General features: G+C 39.8%; 19 protein-coding genes and 1 tRNA gene. 11 read left to right on the top strand and 9 right to left on the bottom strand.

The genetic code is table 11. The features are described 5' to 3' along the window. Positions 1-92: 92 nt before the first annotated feature. From SB49_RS10155 to nhaD, 8 genes are all read left to right on the top strand, one after another. Positions 93-1022, top strand: a complete 930-nt coding sequence (locus tag SB49_RS10155; protein WP_062056232.1) for a DUF58 domain-containing protein — start codon at positions 93-95, stop codon at positions 1020-1022. A 74-nt stretch (positions 1023-1096) separates the two neighbouring features. Next, positions 1097-1170 (top strand) — tRNA-Asp (locus SB49_RS10150). Between the two features lie 323 nt (positions 1171-1493). After that, the gene (locus SB49_RS10145) at positions 1494-1799 is read left to right on the top strand and encodes a hypothetical protein (protein WP_062056230.1); all 306 of its coding nucleotides are present in this window, start codon (positions 1494-1496) and stop codon (positions 1797-1799) included. Positions 1800-1970: 171 nt separating this feature from the next. After that, positions 1971-2141, top strand: a complete 171-nt coding sequence (locus tag SB49_RS16120) for a DUF6747 family protein (RefSeq protein ID WP_200960631.1) — start codon at positions 1971-1973, stop codon at positions 2139-2141. Positions 2142-2361: 220 nt separating this feature from the next. Further along, the gene (locus tag SB49_RS10140) at positions 2362-2862 is read left to right on the top strand and encodes an outer membrane beta-barrel protein (protein WP_062056228.1); all 501 of its coding nucleotides are present in this window, start codon (positions 2362-2364) and stop codon (positions 2860-2862) included. Positions 2863-3078: 216 nt separating this feature from the next. Continuing rightward, positions 3079-3453, top strand: a complete 375-nt coding sequence (locus SB49_RS10135; RefSeq protein ID WP_145758378.1) for a hypothetical protein — start codon at positions 3079-3081, stop codon at positions 3451-3453. A 151-nt stretch (positions 3454-3604) separates the two neighbouring features. Next, entirely contained in the window at positions 3605-4114 is a 510-nt protein-coding gene (locus tag SB49_RS10130) for a hypothetical protein (protein WP_062056224.1), read from the top strand. An 85-nt stretch (positions 4115-4199) separates the two neighbouring features. After that, a complete protein-coding gene (gene nhaD / locus SB49_RS10125) occupies positions 4200-5465 on the top strand; it encodes a sodium:proton antiporter NhaD (RefSeq protein WP_062056222.1) in 1266 nt (421 codons plus the stop codon). Between the two features lie 118 nt (positions 5466-5583). Here nhaD and SB49_RS10120 read toward each other — a convergent pair whose 3' ends face one another. Continuing rightward, positions 5584-6678, bottom strand: coding sequence for a phosphotransferase enzyme family protein (locus SB49_RS10120; RefSeq protein ID WP_235537731.1), 1095 nt, complete (start codon positions 6676-6678; stop codon positions 5584-5586). Continuing rightward, positions 6660-7553: a nucleotidyltransferase family protein gene (locus SB49_RS10115; RefSeq protein ID WP_062059094.1), complete on the bottom strand. Its 894-nt coding sequence runs from the start codon at positions 7551-7553 to the stop codon at positions 6660-6662. The genes SB49_RS10120 and SB49_RS10115 overlap by 19 nt, the downstream gene beginning before the upstream one ends. Before the next feature lie 124 nt (positions 7554-7677). On the opposite strand from SB49_RS10115, the gene SB49_RS10110 reads away from it, so the two are divergent. The 3 genes from SB49_RS10110 (at position 7678) to SB49_RS10100 (ending at position 11341) form a co-directional block, all read left to right on the top strand. Next, a complete protein-coding gene (locus SB49_RS10110) occupies positions 7678-9036 on the top strand; it encodes a Gfo/Idh/MocA family protein (RefSeq protein ID WP_062056220.1) in 1359 nt (452 codons plus the stop codon). A 91-nt stretch (positions 9037-9127) separates the two neighbouring features. After that, a complete protein-coding gene (gene hemN, locus SB49_RS10105; protein ID WP_062056218.1) occupies positions 9128-10489 on the top strand; it encodes an oxygen-independent coproporphyrinogen III oxidase in 1362 nt (453 codons plus the stop codon). A 30-nt stretch (positions 10490-10519) separates the two neighbouring features. Beyond that, positions 10520-11341, top strand: coding sequence for a universal stress protein (locus SB49_RS10100; protein WP_062056216.1), 822 nt, complete (start codon positions 10520-10522; stop codon positions 11339-11341). Positions 11342-11476: 135 nt separating this feature from the next. Here the strand turns inward: SB49_RS10100 and SB49_RS16210 are convergent, their stop codons facing one another. From SB49_RS16210 to ccoN, 7 genes are all read right to left on the bottom strand, one after another. After that, the gene (locus SB49_RS16210) at positions 11477-11662 is read right to left on the bottom strand and encodes a hypothetical protein (protein ID WP_062056214.1); all 186 of its coding nucleotides are present in this window, start codon (positions 11660-11662) and stop codon (positions 11477-11479) included. A gap of 113 nt (positions 11663-11775) precedes the next feature. Next, a complete protein-coding gene (locus tag SB49_RS10090) occupies positions 11776-12480 on the bottom strand; it encodes a sulfite exporter TauE/SafE family protein (protein ID WP_062056212.1) in 705 nt (234 codons plus the stop codon). Positions 12481-12512: 32 nt separating this feature from the next. After that, entirely contained in the window at positions 12513-12968 is a 456-nt protein-coding gene (locus SB49_RS10085; RefSeq protein ID WP_062056210.1) for a FixH family protein, read from the bottom strand. Between the two features lie 27 nt (positions 12969-12995). Beyond that, entirely contained in the window at positions 12996-14405 is a 1410-nt protein-coding gene (ccoG, locus tag SB49_RS10080) for a cytochrome c oxidase accessory protein CcoG (RefSeq protein ID WP_062056208.1), read from the bottom strand. A gap of 44 nt (positions 14406-14449) precedes the next feature. Continuing rightward, positions 14450-15400 (bottom strand): cbb3-type cytochrome c oxidase N-terminal domain-containing protein, encoded by a 951-nt coding sequence (locus SB49_RS10075; RefSeq protein WP_062056206.1) that lies wholly within the window; start codon positions 15398-15400, stop codon positions 14450-14452. Beyond that, a complete protein-coding gene (locus SB49_RS10070; protein WP_062056204.1) occupies positions 15397-15591 on the bottom strand; it encodes a CcoQ/FixQ family Cbb3-type cytochrome c oxidase assembly chaperone in 195 nt (64 codons plus the stop codon). The genes SB49_RS10075 and SB49_RS10070 overlap by 4 nt, the downstream gene beginning before the upstream one ends. Before the next feature lie 3 nt (positions 15592-15594). Beyond that, positions 15595-17796, bottom strand: a complete 2202-nt coding sequence (ccoN, locus tag SB49_RS10065) for a cytochrome-c oxidase, cbb3-type subunit I (protein ID WP_062056202.1) — start codon at positions 17794-17796, stop codon at positions 15595-15597.

Below are 17796 nucleotides of genomic sequence, written 5' to 3'. Positions count from 1 at the left end.
CACGTCAGGCCTTTTTTAATTTAATAGGATTTCAAGACAACTTAATTTTTTGGCCCAACGGATGTTTGTTATCTTAGGGTATCCATAACGATATGAATCTACAATCCGAATTAAACAACGCTTCTTTGTTCCAGAATCTGGAACTTTTGGCCAATCAAGTAGTGGAAGGTTTTATCAGTGGTATCCATAAAAGTCCCTTTCATGGATTTTCGGCTGAATTTGCAGAACATAAAATTTATAACAACGGGGAAAGTACCAGGCATATAGATTGGAAACTTTTTGCCAAAACAGACAAACTGTATACCAAACGCTACGAAGAAGAAACCAATCTGAGATGTCATATGATCTTGGACAACTCGGCTTCCATGTACTATCCGGATGTTGACTATTTGAGTGTTGACAATTTAAACAAGATAGGTTTTGGTGTCTTGGCCATTGCGGCCCTAATGAATATCCTGAAGAGACAGAGAGATGCCGTAGGCCTCAGCGTGTATTCCGACGCCTACCAATACTATGCACCTGAAAAAGGTAGTGAGCGACATCATCAGATGCTTTTGGCCAAGTTGAATGAGATCAGTTTGGAATCCAAACCGGCCAAGGTAACGGATACCTATACCTACCTACATCAGATTGCCGAAAAAATAAAACGTAGAAGCCTTATATTTTTATTTACGGATATGTTTCAGAATAGTACGGACAACGACCAATTGTTTGATGCCTTGAGACATTTAAAATACAATAAACATGAAGTGGTATTGTTTCACTTGATGGATAAGGACAAGGAATTCCATTTCAATTTTGAGAATACCCCGAAGCGTTTTATCGATGTGGAAACAGGAGAGCATATCGATCTTTATGCAGAAGGGATCAAAGAATCATATGAAAAAGAGGTGGAGGCTTATTTTGAAATGTTAAAGTTGCGCTGTGCCCAATATAAAATCAAATATGTTGAGGTGGACATACATGCTGATTTCTCGAGAGTTATGAATACCTATTTGGTGGAACGTCAAAAATTTCTTTGAAGATGCGTATTTTTTAGGCTAAATTATTTGTGCAATTAAATAAGCGGTGTATATTTGCACTCGCTAAACGCCACGGTTCGGTAGTTCAGTTGGTTAGAATACCTGCCTGTCACGCAGGGGGTCGCGGGTTCGAGTCCCGTCCGGACCGCTTAAAGCCTTCAACGCAAGTTGGAGGCTTTTTTCGTTTATTTAAAAAGCATATTAGAATCTTCTCTTGCACTCGATAAAACATCCCTAAATATTAATTTGAGTCTATTTTAATATCAATTGAATTAATAAACGATGTTATATTATCCTACACTTGTAGTTAATCCCACAATTTTGAAGGTTGGACAGATTAATTTTGTTTGTGGAGCAAACCAACTTAATTTTAATTAAAAATGTAACTAGTTGAATTAGTAGGTTTTAGAGCTTATTTATTTATACTGGACCTTGTGCATTTAATATCTGATGATAAAATCTAGAATTCCAATGAAAAAAACAACTACCCTTTTGTGGATTGCCTTAGTGGTGGTCATTGTAGGCTTTGGGGTAGGAATATATCTTCAGGATTTAAAACATCAGGAAAGTACCGAAGCCGCCTGGAAGGCCAATAGGTTCAATATGGAACGGTTTTATAAAATACGCAGGTTCACAGGAGAAATCAATGAGACCAACTGGCACACCATGCGCGATAGTATTGGACTACAATTGGACAGCTTTATGATTTTAAGGTTCAGAAAGGAAATGGATAGCCTTAAGAAAAATAGAGCTTTGGGCGATCAGCTAAATAATTAATCCAAAAGGGAATTCAATACATATCCCATTCCCTAAAATACAGTTTCCTTCGATTAAATGTTTCATTTTTTGGCTTTAACGATGTTTCCATTCCGTTTAGCCAATCTTGCAAGAGGATAGCGAGCATTCCTGTAGGATTGCCTTCAAATAAACAGAAAAATCCCCCACAATATGAAAACATTATTACTCGTAAAAAATATTTATTTGGATGGCTTTAGGAATATTGGAAATATTATAGTGAGAAATTATTTTAAAGGTTTCGCCATCTTTAGCTTTATCATGTTTGCCATAGTAATGTATGCCTTTATCTTTAGGGTAGTCACCGGTTATGCGTTTGATTAACATAAACGTTTTATAATATTTAGTGCAATTTCCTGATTTTTAATCAGCATGAAATAGCCATAGCATTTGTAGACGCCTGGTAATTGGGAAGGGTGAATCTTTGCTCAAAAAAGCTATAATATAGACGTGGACAACCTTTTCATCTAGTTTGGCAACAAAAATAGTGACTGATATAGGAAAGGTTCTAGTTTTGTTTGGACATTATTTAAAGTCCAAACCCATGAAAAACAGAATTTTAGTATTCATTTGTTTATTTTTTGCCGTTGCCTCCTACGCACAGGAAGGATTAAAAGCAGGTATACAAGGCGGAATGCCCTTTGATGACTTCAATGATGACGTGTCTCTGACCCTTGGTTTGGATGTGGGTTATATGTGGGCGCTAGGTGAAGTTGTTGATGCCGGAATTACGATGGGATTTATTAATGGTTTTCCAGAAACCTTCCACTCAGATATAGTACGCGAAGATTTGCCTCATGTCCAATTTGTACCTCTTGCTGCCTCAGTAAGAATATGGGCGGGTAATTCCTTTTCTTTTGGTGTGGATGGCGGACAAGCTTTAGGCATAAATAAAGACAATGAAGGAGGTCTCTACTACCGTCCCCAAATTGGATACCTGGTCGACTCCAATGCCGAATTGAACCTTTCCTATACCGCCATTGAACTGGATGGGAAAACATGGACTACTATAAACATTGGATTGCTATATACCTTTACCTTTTAATCTACAATTAGCATATCCTTTCCCTAAACTTCACTTGCTTAAATTACTAGCCCTTTCAATTTATGGGATTCAATTCCTAGTTTCTAATTGAAATTTTATTAGGGATACAAACAGCTTACAGCCAGATTTTTATGGTGTAGGTTGAGGGAGGTGAATGAATTTCAAAACCGGAATAATTTAACATTTAGGTAACGTTTTATAATATACATTTACTCTGTGAAACGAGTGAAACACTTTGGCTTTTTAAGCCTTTTGCTTTTGATACTTTTTTGGGGTATCGGGAATGCGGTGTATGCATTGCCCCAAGCTTCTATTCCCCTGAATTCACCAGCTGGTAATCAGATTAAATTAAAAAAACTCTTAAATAAGCAAGGAGTTCTTTTTAATTTCCAGCAAAAAGAATTTGAAACTGTTCTACAACTTTCAGTCCTTGACAAACTAAATACGGAGTATTGGCTAGTTTCAAAAAGGACAGCCCCTACCGTATGTAATCTTAGTGGTTTTGATCTTCATTATATTATTTATTCCAATACCATAGAACCCGGGTTGGATTCGTTGACGATGATATTCCCTTTCCATACCTATATTTAAAATTGTTTGGTAAATCAAATCTTGTTTGGAGGAGCCCCGTTGTTTCTCTGAATTTTGATCGCACCTGTATTTGTCCCAAAACTGGCTTTTATTGCAGTGCACCATTAAAAAACACCAATCATTTTATTTCAACATTTAAAAATATATAGTCATGGAATTAGAATTAGTAATTATATCATTAGTACTAGTGGCAAGTGTTTTTGCCCCTTTTTTTATACTTGATTTCTCCGGTAAAAGTGGAATCGCACAAATGAAAAAGCTGTTTACATTGGAACTGGTCAAGAACAATTTAAAACTGACCGAGCAGGAAAATTGGGGCAATACTTTTATCGGTATTGACAGAGAACAGAAAAAAATGCTATTCATGAAGTTTTCGGAAGTAGACCCCAGAGTTCATATAATTGATTTAACTAAAATTCAAGCTTGTGAAATTGACAGCAAAATAGCTAGTGTAAAAACAAAAGTCAAAAAGGAGAATATTTTACAGCAACTAAATCTTAAAATAAGTCCCATAGATACTAGAAATCCTGAAGTAATCCTAAATTTCTACGATTGGGAAGGAATCTATGGCGAGGATTTTGAAATGGCCAGAGCTGAAAAATGGAAAACCATCATTAAGGCGCATATGAATACCATTGCCACGGGTAGGAAGGCAGCATAACTTTAGTAACCAATTAAAATCATAAACCAATGAAAGCAAAATTGAAAGGCGGGATGTGTATCAGTAATCTCCAGTGTAGCTAACCATGGAAATTACGATCATAGTTTTCGTTATTGGCTATTTTTTGATCGCCATGGAGCATGTTGTGAAGCTTGATAAGGCGGCAACAGCTCTTTTTACAGGAGTATTGTTGTGGGTGCTATTGGTTTTTAACCAAGCTGAACTTAGTGAAACAATAGTTCATCTCAAGGAGCACTTTGAGGAAATCTCAGAAATCCTCTTCTTCCTTTTAGGGGCCATGACCATTGTGGAACTTATAGATTCCCATGATGGGTTCAAGGTCATTCATAAGGTGATTAAGACAACGGATAAACGAGCGCTCTTATGGATTTTGACTATTTTGACGTTCTTCCTATCCGCTGTATTGGATAACCTTACTACCACCATCGTCATGATTGCCCTGCTGAAAAAGTTCATGGACACTAAAAATGACTTATGGTATTTTGCAGGGTTCATTGTGATTGCGGCAAATGCTGGTGGGGCATGGTCTCCAATTGGGGATGTTACAACCATTATGTTATGGAACGGAGGACAGGTCTCTACCCACTCCATTATTACGGAGGTCTTTTGGCCAAGTGTAGCCTGCTTACTGGCACCTCTAATTTTAGTGTCGTTCTTTCTAAAAGGTAAGGTACGAAGTGTGGTTTTGGAACATAAAACAAATCATGAACAGATCGGGGATGGCGAAAGTATGTTCGTACTCATTTTAGGGGTACTTTCTTTATTGTTCGTGCCTGTGTTTAAAACAATGACGCACCTGCCCCCATTTATGGGCATGTTGTTCAGTTTGTCAATACTTTGGATAGCCACGGAGATCATACACCGTAAAAAACCATTTGAGATAAAGCATCACTATTCGGTAGCCAACACCATTAGGCGCATAGACACCCCGAGCATCCTGTTTTTCATGGGTATTTTACTTGCTGTTGCGGCAATGCAGACCAATGGGGTACTGGGGGCTGTAGGGAAATCTTTGGACAACTCCTTTGATAGTTACTATGTCACCAATATTCTGTTGGGCCTATTGTCATCTGTTGTGGATAACGTGCCGTTAGTGGCCGGGGCAATGGGGATGTATTCCCTGGAACGTTTTCCGCAGGACCATGAATTTTGGAACTTTATGGCCTACTGTGCCGGTACGGGCGGTAGTGCCTTGATTATCGGTTCTGCTGCTGGTGTTGCGGCTATGGGTATTTTGAAGATAGATTTCATTTGGTACCTTAAACGCATAACATGGTTGGCCCTGCTTGGTTATTTTGCCGGGATAGTGGTGTTTATTTTAATGAAATAATGGCATAGAACGATAGTCCATTGCGCATTAATTTTGTGCTAAATTGGAAATATTTGGTTGTAAAAACCTGAACACAATCACCTTCAGCAATAATTGAAGGTGATCGTGTTTTTACTATTTATTGGATAAGTTTTTTGGCGACCATTTCCCGTATATAACTTACTTCGGATAGTGCTTTTTTACTGAAATCAAATAAACTAAGGCTCCTGTCTAAGTTTTGATCGGCATAGGAGACTTTGTAGTATTGATCATTGTTCAGGAAGTCCGTCAGAGCCCTTAGTCCGTGGATAAAGGGCATAAAGACTATTCCTAGGGGAAGCGATTTCAATTCCTCGGCGGTCAGGAAAGCAGAAAATGTTGCCAGTCCGTCCAAAAAGGATTCAAATAACGGTCTGTCGAAAGTAATTTTATGGTGGTCCTTTTCATCCTCCACAGCTGTGTTGGCAATGGTACGCACCAAATCCCCAAAATCATTATAAAAATAACCCTTCATTATGGTATCCAGGTCAATGAAGCACAAAGCTTTGTTGGTTTTTTTGGAGAATAGGATGTTGTTTAATTTCGTATCGTTATGACAGATGCGTACAGGCAATGTTGAACTGGAAAGGTCTAAAAGAAGGGGCAAGGTCTCCAATACAAAAGGAATTGTCAATTTGGCTTTATCCAGCCTTTCGTGGCTAGACTTGCTGAGGGCTTCTTGGAATTGCTCTTTCCGCAATTGCAAATCGTGGAAGTGGGGAATGGTATCCACAAATTGGTCTGATGAGGCGTTCTGTAATAGAGAATGGAACTTGCCCAGAATCTTGCCGGCCCCATATGCGATTTCGGCGTTTTTGGTACTATCGTAAGCAAGGCTGTTCGGGATATATTCCATAAGCCTCCAATACCCACGATTATTGAATTGACAATAGGACTGGCCGGTGATTGTTGGGACCAGTGCTACCAAACTATAATCTGTATCGGTTAAATACGATAGGGCCTTTGTCATATTGGCCATAACCCCAGGGACATCCGTAAAAACCTTATTGTTGATCCGTTGAAGTATATAAAAAGGGTGCCCATTTTTTAATACGAGATAGGTGTCGTTGATAAAGCCTTGGTCTATGCTATTAAAGGTATAGGTGCCTTGTTCAACCGAAAAGGTACCTAACAGTTTTTGAAGATCTAAATTAGTATTGGCACTATCCATATTTCTTAGTTTGTCTTGCCCCATAGTGGGGATGGATAAATTTGCTCATGGGTCATTTCAGCCAGTTCCATTACCGCCAGCTCCCGGTCATTGGCATAGGTGACCCCAAACCATTTTCCATTGGCCGGCAAAACTGCTACTGTGGTTTTTTGCTTTGCTATCAAATACTGAATAACAAAGGGGAGATAAACTTCACTGTTTTTTATCAATTCCTTGTCCTGAAGGAATTGAGAGAAATACGTTTCAATCTCCGAAAATAAGGACGGGTGGCACACCCAAAAGTTCATGCTTACCATTTCTTCCCCACTGAAATGTTTCCCAGAATCCAAGTCTACTATTTCTCCGTTTTCGGAAATGATCTTTAAGCGTTCCTCTACACTTAAGAGGTTCCCATTTTTTATGCTACATATTCCCCTGGAAACAGACCCATTTGGTGATAGTGTTTCTTTTAGGGTGTACCCTACCATAGCAAAAGGGGAGGTTGTTACTGGATTTTTTATAAATGACGCTGCTTCACCAAATGCAGCCCTTCCGTAATAATCATCGGCATTCAATACCACAAAAGGGGAGTTGATTTGGTTTCTGGCGGTCCAGACGGCGTGGGCCGTGCCCCAGGGTTTATTTCGTTCCACCAAAATCTCTGTTCCTGGCGGGAGCTCCTCCAATTCCTGAGAAAGGACATCCAGTTTTATGTTTTTTGGAATACGCGCCATTAAATGATCCTTAAGAAACGCAACATGGTCCCGTTGGGTGATGATGACAACATGGTCAAACCCTGCGTCAATGGCATCGTAAATACTGAACTCCATTAGGAATTCTTCTTTTGGACCCAAACCATCAAATTGTTTTAGTTTCCCATATCGGCTACCTTTTCCGGCGGCCATTAACAACAGTGTCATCCTTTTTTGCATCAGTAGTAAAAATAAGATTTTTGATAGGAATTCCATTTTTAAAAAGCAGAGGCTTCATATATAATTTCAAAATGTTTAATTTAATCCACCAATAACCAACTTATTTTAATTGATGACCACTAGAAGAAAGTTTATTAAAAAAACGAGTGTATTGGGAGCGGGAATTCTGGTGACACCAAGTATTTCTCTCAGGTTTTTTGGAAATTTTGAATCTCAAAAGTTAAATGTTGGACTTATAGGCGTAGGGGAGAGGGGAAATAACCATCTCAGTAATCTTCTTTTGCGCAAGGATGTAAATGTTACAGCCATCTGCGATATTGATGCCAGTAGGATTGAAGAAGCCAAGAAAAAGATGATCAAGGCGGGTAAAAAGGCACCTAAAACCTATGGGAGCAACGATCATGATTACCGGAACCTCTTGGAATTAAAAGAAGTGGATGCGGTTATTATAGCAACGCCATGGTTGTGGCATACGAGAATGACAGTTGACGCCATGGAAGCCGGTAAATATGCCGGGGTTGAGGTTTCTGCAGCGAATACTCTAGAGGAATGTTGGGACTTGGTAAATACCCACGAGCGCACTGGCACCCATATGATGATATTGGAAAATGTGAATTATAGAAGGGATGTAATGGCCATTCTTAATATGGTCCGGCAAAATATATTTGGGGAACTGGTACATTTTAGATGTGGGTATCAACACGATTTGAGGGAAGTGAAATTTAATAATGGGAGTCAGCCGTACGGAGGGGGAGTCGAGTTTGGTGAAAAGGGATATTCCGAAGCCCGTTGGCGAACAGAACATTCAGTAAAGCGAAATGCGGATGTATATCCCACCCACGGAGTTGGGCCCATTGCTGTTATGGCCGATATCAACAGGGGCAATAGGTTTGTTTCTATGACTTCAAGCTCCAGTAAAGGAATAGGCCTGCACAACCATATTGTAAAACAAGGTGGGGAAGACCATCCCAATGCCAAAGTTAAATTTAAGCAGGGTGATGTCATTACCTCTACGATTGAGACGGCTAATGGAGAAACCATCATTGTGACCCACGATTGTAACCTGCCAAGACCCTACTCTTTGGGATTTAGGGTACAAGGGGCTAACGGCCTCTGGGAGGTAGACGGAAATAGGATTTACATAGAAGGTAAATCGGAACCCCACAGATGGGATGTTGCCGATGCCTGGCTTAAGGAATACGATCATCCCCTTTGGAAGAAATATGGAGAATATGCGGAAGGATCTGGACATGGGGGAATGGATTTCTTTGTGCTGAATTCCTTTGTTGAATCGGCAAAATTAAATATAGCCCCGCCGCTGGACGCCTATGATGCGGCAGCTTGGAGTGCCATTACCCCCTTATCGGAAGTATCCATTGAAAATAATGGCGCACCACAAAATTTCCCAGATTTTACAAGGGGGTTATGGATCAAACGGCCGCCCTATAACTGGATAAAGGATACCTATTAGAGGTATGGGCGAACATCTGCCTTAAATATGATAGATATCATATATTCTTTCCGGTAGTGCCTTTACTTTTGAAACTAATTAAGTGCCAAATATGACAACATTAGTTCAGAAGTATAATATTGCAGGACCCAGATATACCAGTTATCCTACCGTTCCCTACTGGAATATGGACTCATTTTCAGGTAAAATATGGCAACAAACCTTAATCCAAAGTTTTGAAGAGAGCAATGTAGAGGAGGGGATAAGCCTGTACATTCATTTGCCCTTTTGCGAGCAGATGTGCACCTTTTGTGGATGTCATAAGCGAATAACCAAGCGACATGATAAGGAAGGTCCGTATATACAGGCAGTGCTTAAGGAATGGTGGTTGTATTGTAATTTGTTTTCTTCCAGACCTAGGATCAAAGAACTGCATTTGGGAGGGGGAACCCCCACTTTTTTTTCGCCTGAAAACCTCAAGATATTGATTGAAGGGATTTTTAAGACCGCAACCAAGGACGAAGGTTTTGAGTTCAGTTTTGAAGGTCATCCCAACAACACCACTAAAAAGCACTTGGAAACGCTATACCATCTTGGATTTAGAAGGGTAAGCTTTGGTGTTCAGGATTATAATGAAACGGTACAGAAGGCCATTAATAGGGTCCAGCCTTTTGAAAATGTAAAGCGGGTCACGGAATATGCCAGGGAAATAGGATATACTTCTGTAGGGCATGACATCATTTTCGGATTACCATTTCAGACCCTGGAGCATGTAGAACAGACCATTTTAAAGACCAAAGAATTGATGCCCGATCGTTTGGCATTCTATAGCTATGCACATGTTCCCTGGTTGAAAGGAAATGGACAACGTGGTTATAATGATGCAGATTTGCCTTCAGCTGATGATAAACGAGAACAATATGAAAAGGGGAAGCTGATGCTTTCAAAAGTAGGCTATAAAGAAATTGGAATGGATCATTTTGCGTTGCCTACCGATGCGCTCTTTAAGTCCATGGAATCTTCAGAGTTACATCGCAATTTCATGGGGTACACCGCATCCAAGACTCAATTGATGGTGGGGCTGGGAGTTTCAAGTATCAGTGATAGCTGGTATGGATTTGCACAAAATGTAAAGGGCTTGGAAGAGTATTATCATCTCATTGACAATAATATCATTCCCGTGTACAGAGGTCATATATTAACTGAAGAAGAACAAATAATAAGAAAACACATTTTAAATTTAATGTGTCGCTTTGAAACCTCATGGTATGGTCAGGAGGAATATTTCCCGGAACTTTTAGAGGTGTTGGAGCGATTGGAAGAAATGGAATCAGACGGGCTGGTGGAAATAGGGAGGAATGTTTTAAGAGTAACAGAAGAAGGCCGACCATTCATTAGAAATATTAGTATGGCCTTTGATATATTGTTGCACAGGAAGGCTCCTGATACACGTTTGTTTTCAATGACTATTTAATGATATTAATAAATCTCAAAATCTGAAATCATGAAAAAAATTATCGTACCTGTTGATTTTTCTGAACAATCGGAATATGCCCTGAAAGTAGCGGCGTCTATTGCTAAAAAATATGGATCTGAAATTTTCGCGGTTCATATGTTGGAACTTTCCACGGCAATTTTATCCACAACCGAAGGCATGCAGCAAGATCAGATGCTATTTTTAATTAAACTTTCAGAGAAGAGGTTTTCCGAATTTTTAGACAAACCCTATCTTCAAGATATTAAGGTAACCCCAATAATTAAGCGCTTTAAGGTATTCAGTGAATTAAATGAGGTTGCTGAGAAGCACCAGGCCGATTTAGTGGTTATGGGATCACATGGCGCTGATGGATTAAAAGAAATATTTATTGGTTCCAATGCCGAAAAGGTGGTAAGAAACTCAAATGTTCCTGTACTGGTCATTAAAGACGATATAAGTGATTTTAAGCTAGATCATTTTGTATTTGCTTGTGATTTTAAAGAAGATAATCTGCCAGCCTTAGAAAAGGCCAAGGATTTTGCAAATAAATTTTCTGCTGAGCTACATTTGGTGTATGTGAATACTCCGGGAGATGACTTTTTGAGCACGGCAGATATCTATGCACGGGTATCGCAGTTCTTGGCAAAGGCAAAAGTTGGTAAGGAGGTTGAAATTTATAATGACTACACCGTGGAAAAAGGAATATTGAACTACAGTAAGGATATCAATGCAGATATTCTGGGAATTCCTACCCATGGTCGCAAGGGTCTTACGCATTTCTTTATGGGAAGTATAGGGGAGGATGTTGCCAACCACTCCAAAATTCCGGTAGTGACCTTCAAACTCTAGAAGCCAATAAAAAGTCCAATTTTAGAAGTATTTTAGGGGTAGATATGCCCAATATACCCAATCTATACTAGATTTTGGTCATGCCAATTATTGTGTAAACTTCGGTCAATAGCCCATATGATTCCAATTTTAAAGTCAACTATGTTTTGATTCGGCCAGTTTTTTATTTTCAATAGGTTTAAACTCATATAAACTGCTGTTAAGCATTTTTTTGTATAATTCTTCATTGACAGAAACCTTTACATGTAAATGAGGAAACTTAAGCATGTAGTTGTTATCGTTCTTCCCTATTATGGATACTTGAGTTGTTTTTTTTTTCATAACGGTGACTTTGATTTTGGTTGTAAAAAATAATAAACTTGATAGTGCCAAAGTTCTAAAGTTTTCAAGATAATAATCCTGACCTAGGTCAGGGTGGGCTTTTTTTTAAAGAATTAATCAACACAATCAATGTTGCTGGAGACCAATTCTATAACCGGCTCTGGCGATATAAAGGGTATGCCCAGTCCCAAGCCACGAACAATAAAAAGAAGACCAATCACAATTACAAAGACCGGAATCAGTTTTTGTATCCTTTTACGTGCACTGCCTTTTAAAATGCCCGTTAAATAAATAGCTGAGGTCATCAACGGAATAGTGCCCAATCCAAAAAGTATCATATACAATGAACCGTGCCAAGGATTGCCCATGGCAATGGCAGCAAAAAGTGACATATAGACCAAACCGCAAGGAAGGAACCCGTTTAATAAACCGATGGTCAAGAACGTGTCCGCTGATTTTTTCTGGAGCTCTTTTCCCAACCGACTTTTTACTCTTGAAATCACCTTGAACCAGGGTTTGGATAAATTGTACTTTTGAAAGGCTCTATAGGGAAGCAGTACCACAAGTATCATAAGGATGCCAATAAAAATTGATAGTTTTTGCTGCATGCCAAAGACATAGAGTCCCTTGCCCAAAAAACCAAACACCAATCCCATGGTGCCATAGGCCAAGAGTCTTCCCAAATGATACATGAGGATTTGGGAGAATTTCTTATAGGAATTGCTTCTATCCACAGGCAACAGAAAGGCAATGGGCCCGCACATTCCTACACAGTGCAAGCTGCCCAAGAGTCCCAATATGACAGCAGATATCAGCATTTATTTGAAAAGGGTTTTTGCAATTTTGTTCATTAATTTTTAATATAGGTCAGGCTTTCCTTGTGTAAATAGTTTTTGTTTTCATATTCCAGGGAAATCGTAATGTCCCATCGACCATCCAACAAGCGTTTGTCGGGTATGAGCAAATTTGAATTGGATATATTGATAGGTAAATCAAAATCCAAGTGCTTATTAGATGGTCTGTATAAGGACACTGTTCCCATTAATTTTTGTGGTTCCATGGCTTCTGGAAAGCTTATTTCCCAACCTAAATCGGTCTTTTCAATGCTAATCTTTGTGCTTAAATTATTGGCATTGTGTTCGGCATCCATTTTTTTTTGAAAGCCCAGCTCTTCTTTATAATATCCTTCGGTCACCAGATCGTGATTGGAGTTACTATCCATCGTCATCCTGACCACAAAAAATAGGATAAAGCTTATAAAGGCAATGAAGGCTAAGACTACTGCTGTTCCCCAATTTATTTTCATGATAATAGTATTTTAATTTGAATCACTTTATTTATAACTTCTAGGTGCCAAGAATCTTGCGGTAGTTGATTCAATTAAATTTTTCCCGCTGTAGATCCCTATTTTTAATTTGTCCTTGTCCCCGTTCAACACGGAATTATTTATTTCAATAAATAAAGTGCCTTCTGATGATTGCTGTGCTGGAACACTAAAGTTCTGATTTCTTACCAACTTGATATTGCCTTTGTGCGACATGAGTTCAAAATGTACATCGGCTATGTCCAAAGTGGTCTTATTCAGTAATTTATAGGTATACACATTGCTGATGATATTTCCTTCCTTATGCTCGTAGAGTTGTCCTGGTAGTCTTAGGATATTGGCCTCTATGTCATTTCTTAAAAAAAGCATGCCGATCAGGACCCCAGTCAATATGACCAAAATGGCCGAATACCCTTTAAGTCTAGGGGTGAACTTAAATTTTTCTTTTTGTTCTATATTGTCTTCACTTGCATATCGTATAAGTCCTTTGGGAAGATTTACCTTTTCCATGATATGATCGCATTCATCTATACAGGCAGTGCAATTGACGCATTCCAATTGGGTGCCATTACGGATATCGATCCCAGTAGGACACACATTTACACATTGGAAACAATCAATACAGTCTCCATGGCCCAAAGCTTCCCTGTCTTCATTTTTTCTGAATTTCTTTCTTCCGTTTTCTCTTTCCCCCCTTTTATGGTCATAGGCGACAATAATGGATTTGTTGTCCAATAAAACGCCTTGCATACGTCCATAAGGGCAGGCTATGATACATACTTGTTCTCTGAACCAAGCAAATACAAAATAGAAAACCATTGTAAAAATGATCAGGGAAATAAGGGTGCTTACGTGTTGTAAGGGCCCATCAATGATGTATTGAAATAATTTATCGCTCCCTATCAGGTAAGCCAAAAATACATTGGCGATCAGAAAGGAAATAATCAGGAACACAGTCCATTTTAAAACCCTTTTTCTGATTTTCTCCGCATTCCACGATTGTTTGTCCAACTTTATCTGTGCTCCCCTGTCCCCGTCAATTAAAAACTCGATCCTGCGAAATACCATCTCCATAAAAATAGTTTGGGGGCATATCCAGCCACAGAAAATACGGCCGAAAGCAACCGTAAAGAGGGCGACAAAAATAACACCGGTGATCATGGAAATGACGAACAGATGAAAATCTTGTGGCCAAAATGGAAATCCAAAAATATTGAACCTGCGCTCTAAGACATTGAACATCAAGAACTGATTCCCATTTATTTTTATAAAGGGTGACGACAGCAGGAACAATAAAAGAACATAACTTACCCATTTCCGATAGGTATAGTACCTGCCACTAGGTTTTTTGGGAAAAATCCAAGAGCGCTTCCCTTCCTTATTAATGGTACCTATTGAATCCCTGAAATTATCGTCCATGCGTTTTTATTTCCCTTTGGATATGATTTATGCCTGAAAGATTTTCAGTTCATTGCAACGGTCACCGTATCTTTTACTTGTTCCTTGTTTTCGTCAAGAATGGCATTTTGTTTCTGCTTGGTTTCATCAATCCATAGTTCACCTTGGGCTTCTTTTGGATTGGCAGGTTCTTTTCCTTCCATGGTCAATACATAACTGGAAACCTGTGCCATCTCCAATGGTTTTAAGGTCTGCTTCCATGCAATCATCCCTTTGCCGTCCCTTCCTCCTTCAGAAATGGTTTGAAAGATATTTTTAATGCCGCCTCCCAATATCCAATAAGGGTCTGTTAGGTTGGGGCCAATTCCGCCTCCTCCATCGGCCATATGACAGGCTACACAATTGTTGTTGAAGATGGTTTTTCCAGCTTTAAGATCCGATGCATCAGCTAAAAACTCGACAGTATTAATATCCACGAGGTCTTTTGCATTCTTTTTATACTCGTCTATGGCCAATTGGGCCTCTGCCACTTCAATTTCATATTCCATGTTTTGTCCAACGCCATTGAAAACATGGTAACGGGCAAGGTAAATTACCCCGAACACAATGGTCGCGTAAAACATATATACCCACCAAGGTGGCATATCGTTATCCAGTTCTCTGATCCCATCATAATTATGGTCCAGGATAATCTCCCCCTCCTCTTCAATGGGTTTGTTACCCGTAAGCTTTTGGTACCATTTTTTAGCCCATGTCCATTCCCATGTTTTGGATGGGGTGGCCAGATAGCGCTCTTTTGCTTTTTCGGGAAGGGTATGGAACATTACATTCTCTATAGATTGTAAAATAAGTTCCATGGCTATCAAAATCATTAACACCAACAACAAAAATAGCTGTGTGATGGGATAGGCAATAATGGCTAGTTGATCTCCAGAATCTATAACATACTCCATCAATCCGAAGATGATAAAGAAAAACAGGGGGATGCGGATCCACCAAGGCGACATATTTTTCATAGTGTTTGTTTGTTTTGGTTGGTGTCTTCTTCTAAAGGTATTCTACTTACCTCTGTGATATGCTCTTTTGAGGCCGTAAATACCCACCAAAAAAGAATGGCAAAAAAGACAAAAAAGATGAGAAGTGATATCATGGGATAGGTGGCAACGCCATCTATGGTCTCCATATAGTTTTTTACAAATTTCAGCATGGTCTATTGGTTTTGTGAAATAACTTCATTGGTTTCTTTGATCTTAATATCGGTACCCAAACGTTGTAAATAAGCAATAAGGGCTACGATCTCTCGATCTCTCATGTTTACAAAATTCTCTCCGCTCTCCTTGGCAGAGGCCTTATCCGCTTCATAATTGGAAGCAAAATCAGGGTCGGAGTATAAGTTCTGTTCAATTTTTAATGCTTGAGCGTCCATATTCTCGTTGGCATTGGCAATATCCGCTTCGGTATAAGGGACGCCCAGGGCAACCATGGCCTTCAATTTGCCTGTAATGTCACTCCTATCCAGCTTATCCCTAACCAACCACTGATAGGCGGGCATAATTGAACCTGAAGAGGTGCTTTGGGGATCGTACATGTGGTTTAGGTGCCAATTGTCCGAGTATTTACCTCCTACCCGAAGTAAATCTGGGCCTGTTCTTTTACTGCCCCATAGAAAGGGGTGGTCATACACAAATTCCCCAGCTTTGGCATATTCCCCATAGCGCTCCACCTCACTTCTAAAAGGGCGGACCATTTGTGAGTGGCAACCGACACATCCCTCACGTATATATAGATCCCTACCCTCCAATTCTAAAGGCGTATATGGCTTTACACTTGTGATGGTAGGTATGTTGGATTTTACCAAGATGGTCGGAACAATTTGTATGACCCCACCAATTAAAATGGCCACTGTGGCAAGGAGGGTCAATTGTACAGGTTTACGCTCCAACCAGGTATGGAATGTCTCTCCCGCAATTCTCCTTTTCAATATTTTTGTCAGTGCCGGAGCTTCTGCCAATTCATCGGCTACTTCGGTACCTTTTCTTATGGTGGCAACCATGTTGTAGACCATTACAATTGCTCCTATGATATATAGACTGCCCCCTATTGCCCTCATCCAATACATGGGCATAATTTCAGTAACTGTTTCCAGGAAATTCCCATAGGCCAACGTTCCATCCGGATTAAATTCTTTCCACATTAAAGCTTGGGTAAACCCTGCCACATACATGGGAAGGGCATAAAGTATAATCCCCAAGGTTCCTATCCAGAAATGAAAATTTGCCAGACCCTTGGAATATAGACTGGTTTTGAACATTTTGGGAACCAACCAGTAGATCATACCAAAAGCTAAGAAACCATTCCAGGCCAATGCCCCTACATGGACATGGGCAATGATCCAATCACTGAAATGGGCAATGGCATTTACATTTTTTAGGGATAACATTGGTCCTTCAAAGGTGGCCATCCCATATCCGGTAATGGCAACTACCATGAATTTCAAGGTTGCATCCGTTCTCACTTTATCCCATGCTCCTCTTAGGGTCAACAACCCATTGATCATTCCGCCCCAGGAAGGTGCGATCAACATAATGGAGAAGGCAACTCCTAAATTCTGCGCCCATTCAGGTAATGTTGAGTATAACAAATGGTGGGGCCCCGCCCATATATAGATAAAGATCAGGGACCAAAAATGGACAATGGACAACCTATAGGAGTACACCGGCCTGTTCGCAGCCTTGGGGACAAAATAATACATAAGCCCTAAAAACGGGGTGGTCAGGAAAAAGGCCACGGCATTGTGTCCATACCACCACTGTACCAAGGCATCTTGGACTCCAGCGTAAACCGAATAGCTTTTTAAGGCACTAACTGGAAGTTCCAAGCTATTGAAGATATGAAGCACGGCAACAGTAACAAAAGTGGCGAGATAAAACCAAATGGCCACATACAGATGACGTTGTCTCCTTTTTATCATCGTCCCGATAAGGTTAGCGCCAAAAGCAACCCATACCAAGGCAATGGCAATATCTATGGGCCATTCCAATTCTGCGTATTCCTTGGAAGTGGAATAACCTAAAGGCAAGGTGATAGCAGCAGCAACAATAATGGCCTGCCAACCCCAAAAATTAAATTTGCTCAAGGCATCACTGTACATTCTCGCCTTTAATAACCTCTGGGTAGAGTAATACACTCCCGCAAAAATGGCGTTTCCAACGAAGGCAAAGATGACGGCATTGGTGTGTAAAGGTCTTAAACGACCAAAACTAAGCCAGGAGATACCATCGGTAACATTGGGAAAAATAAACATAAAGGCCAACAAGAGACCAACGGTCATTCCTATAATTCCCCAGAATAAGGTGGCATAAATGAAATTCTTTACGATTTTGTTATCGTAATAAAACTGTTGTACTTCCAT

The organism is Sediminicola sp. YIK13 (assembly GCF_001430825.1).
GTDB lineage: Bacteria > Bacteroidota > Bacteroidia > Flavobacteriales > Flavobacteriaceae > Sediminicola.
This window is presented reverse-complemented; position numbering and strand designations above follow the sequence as displayed.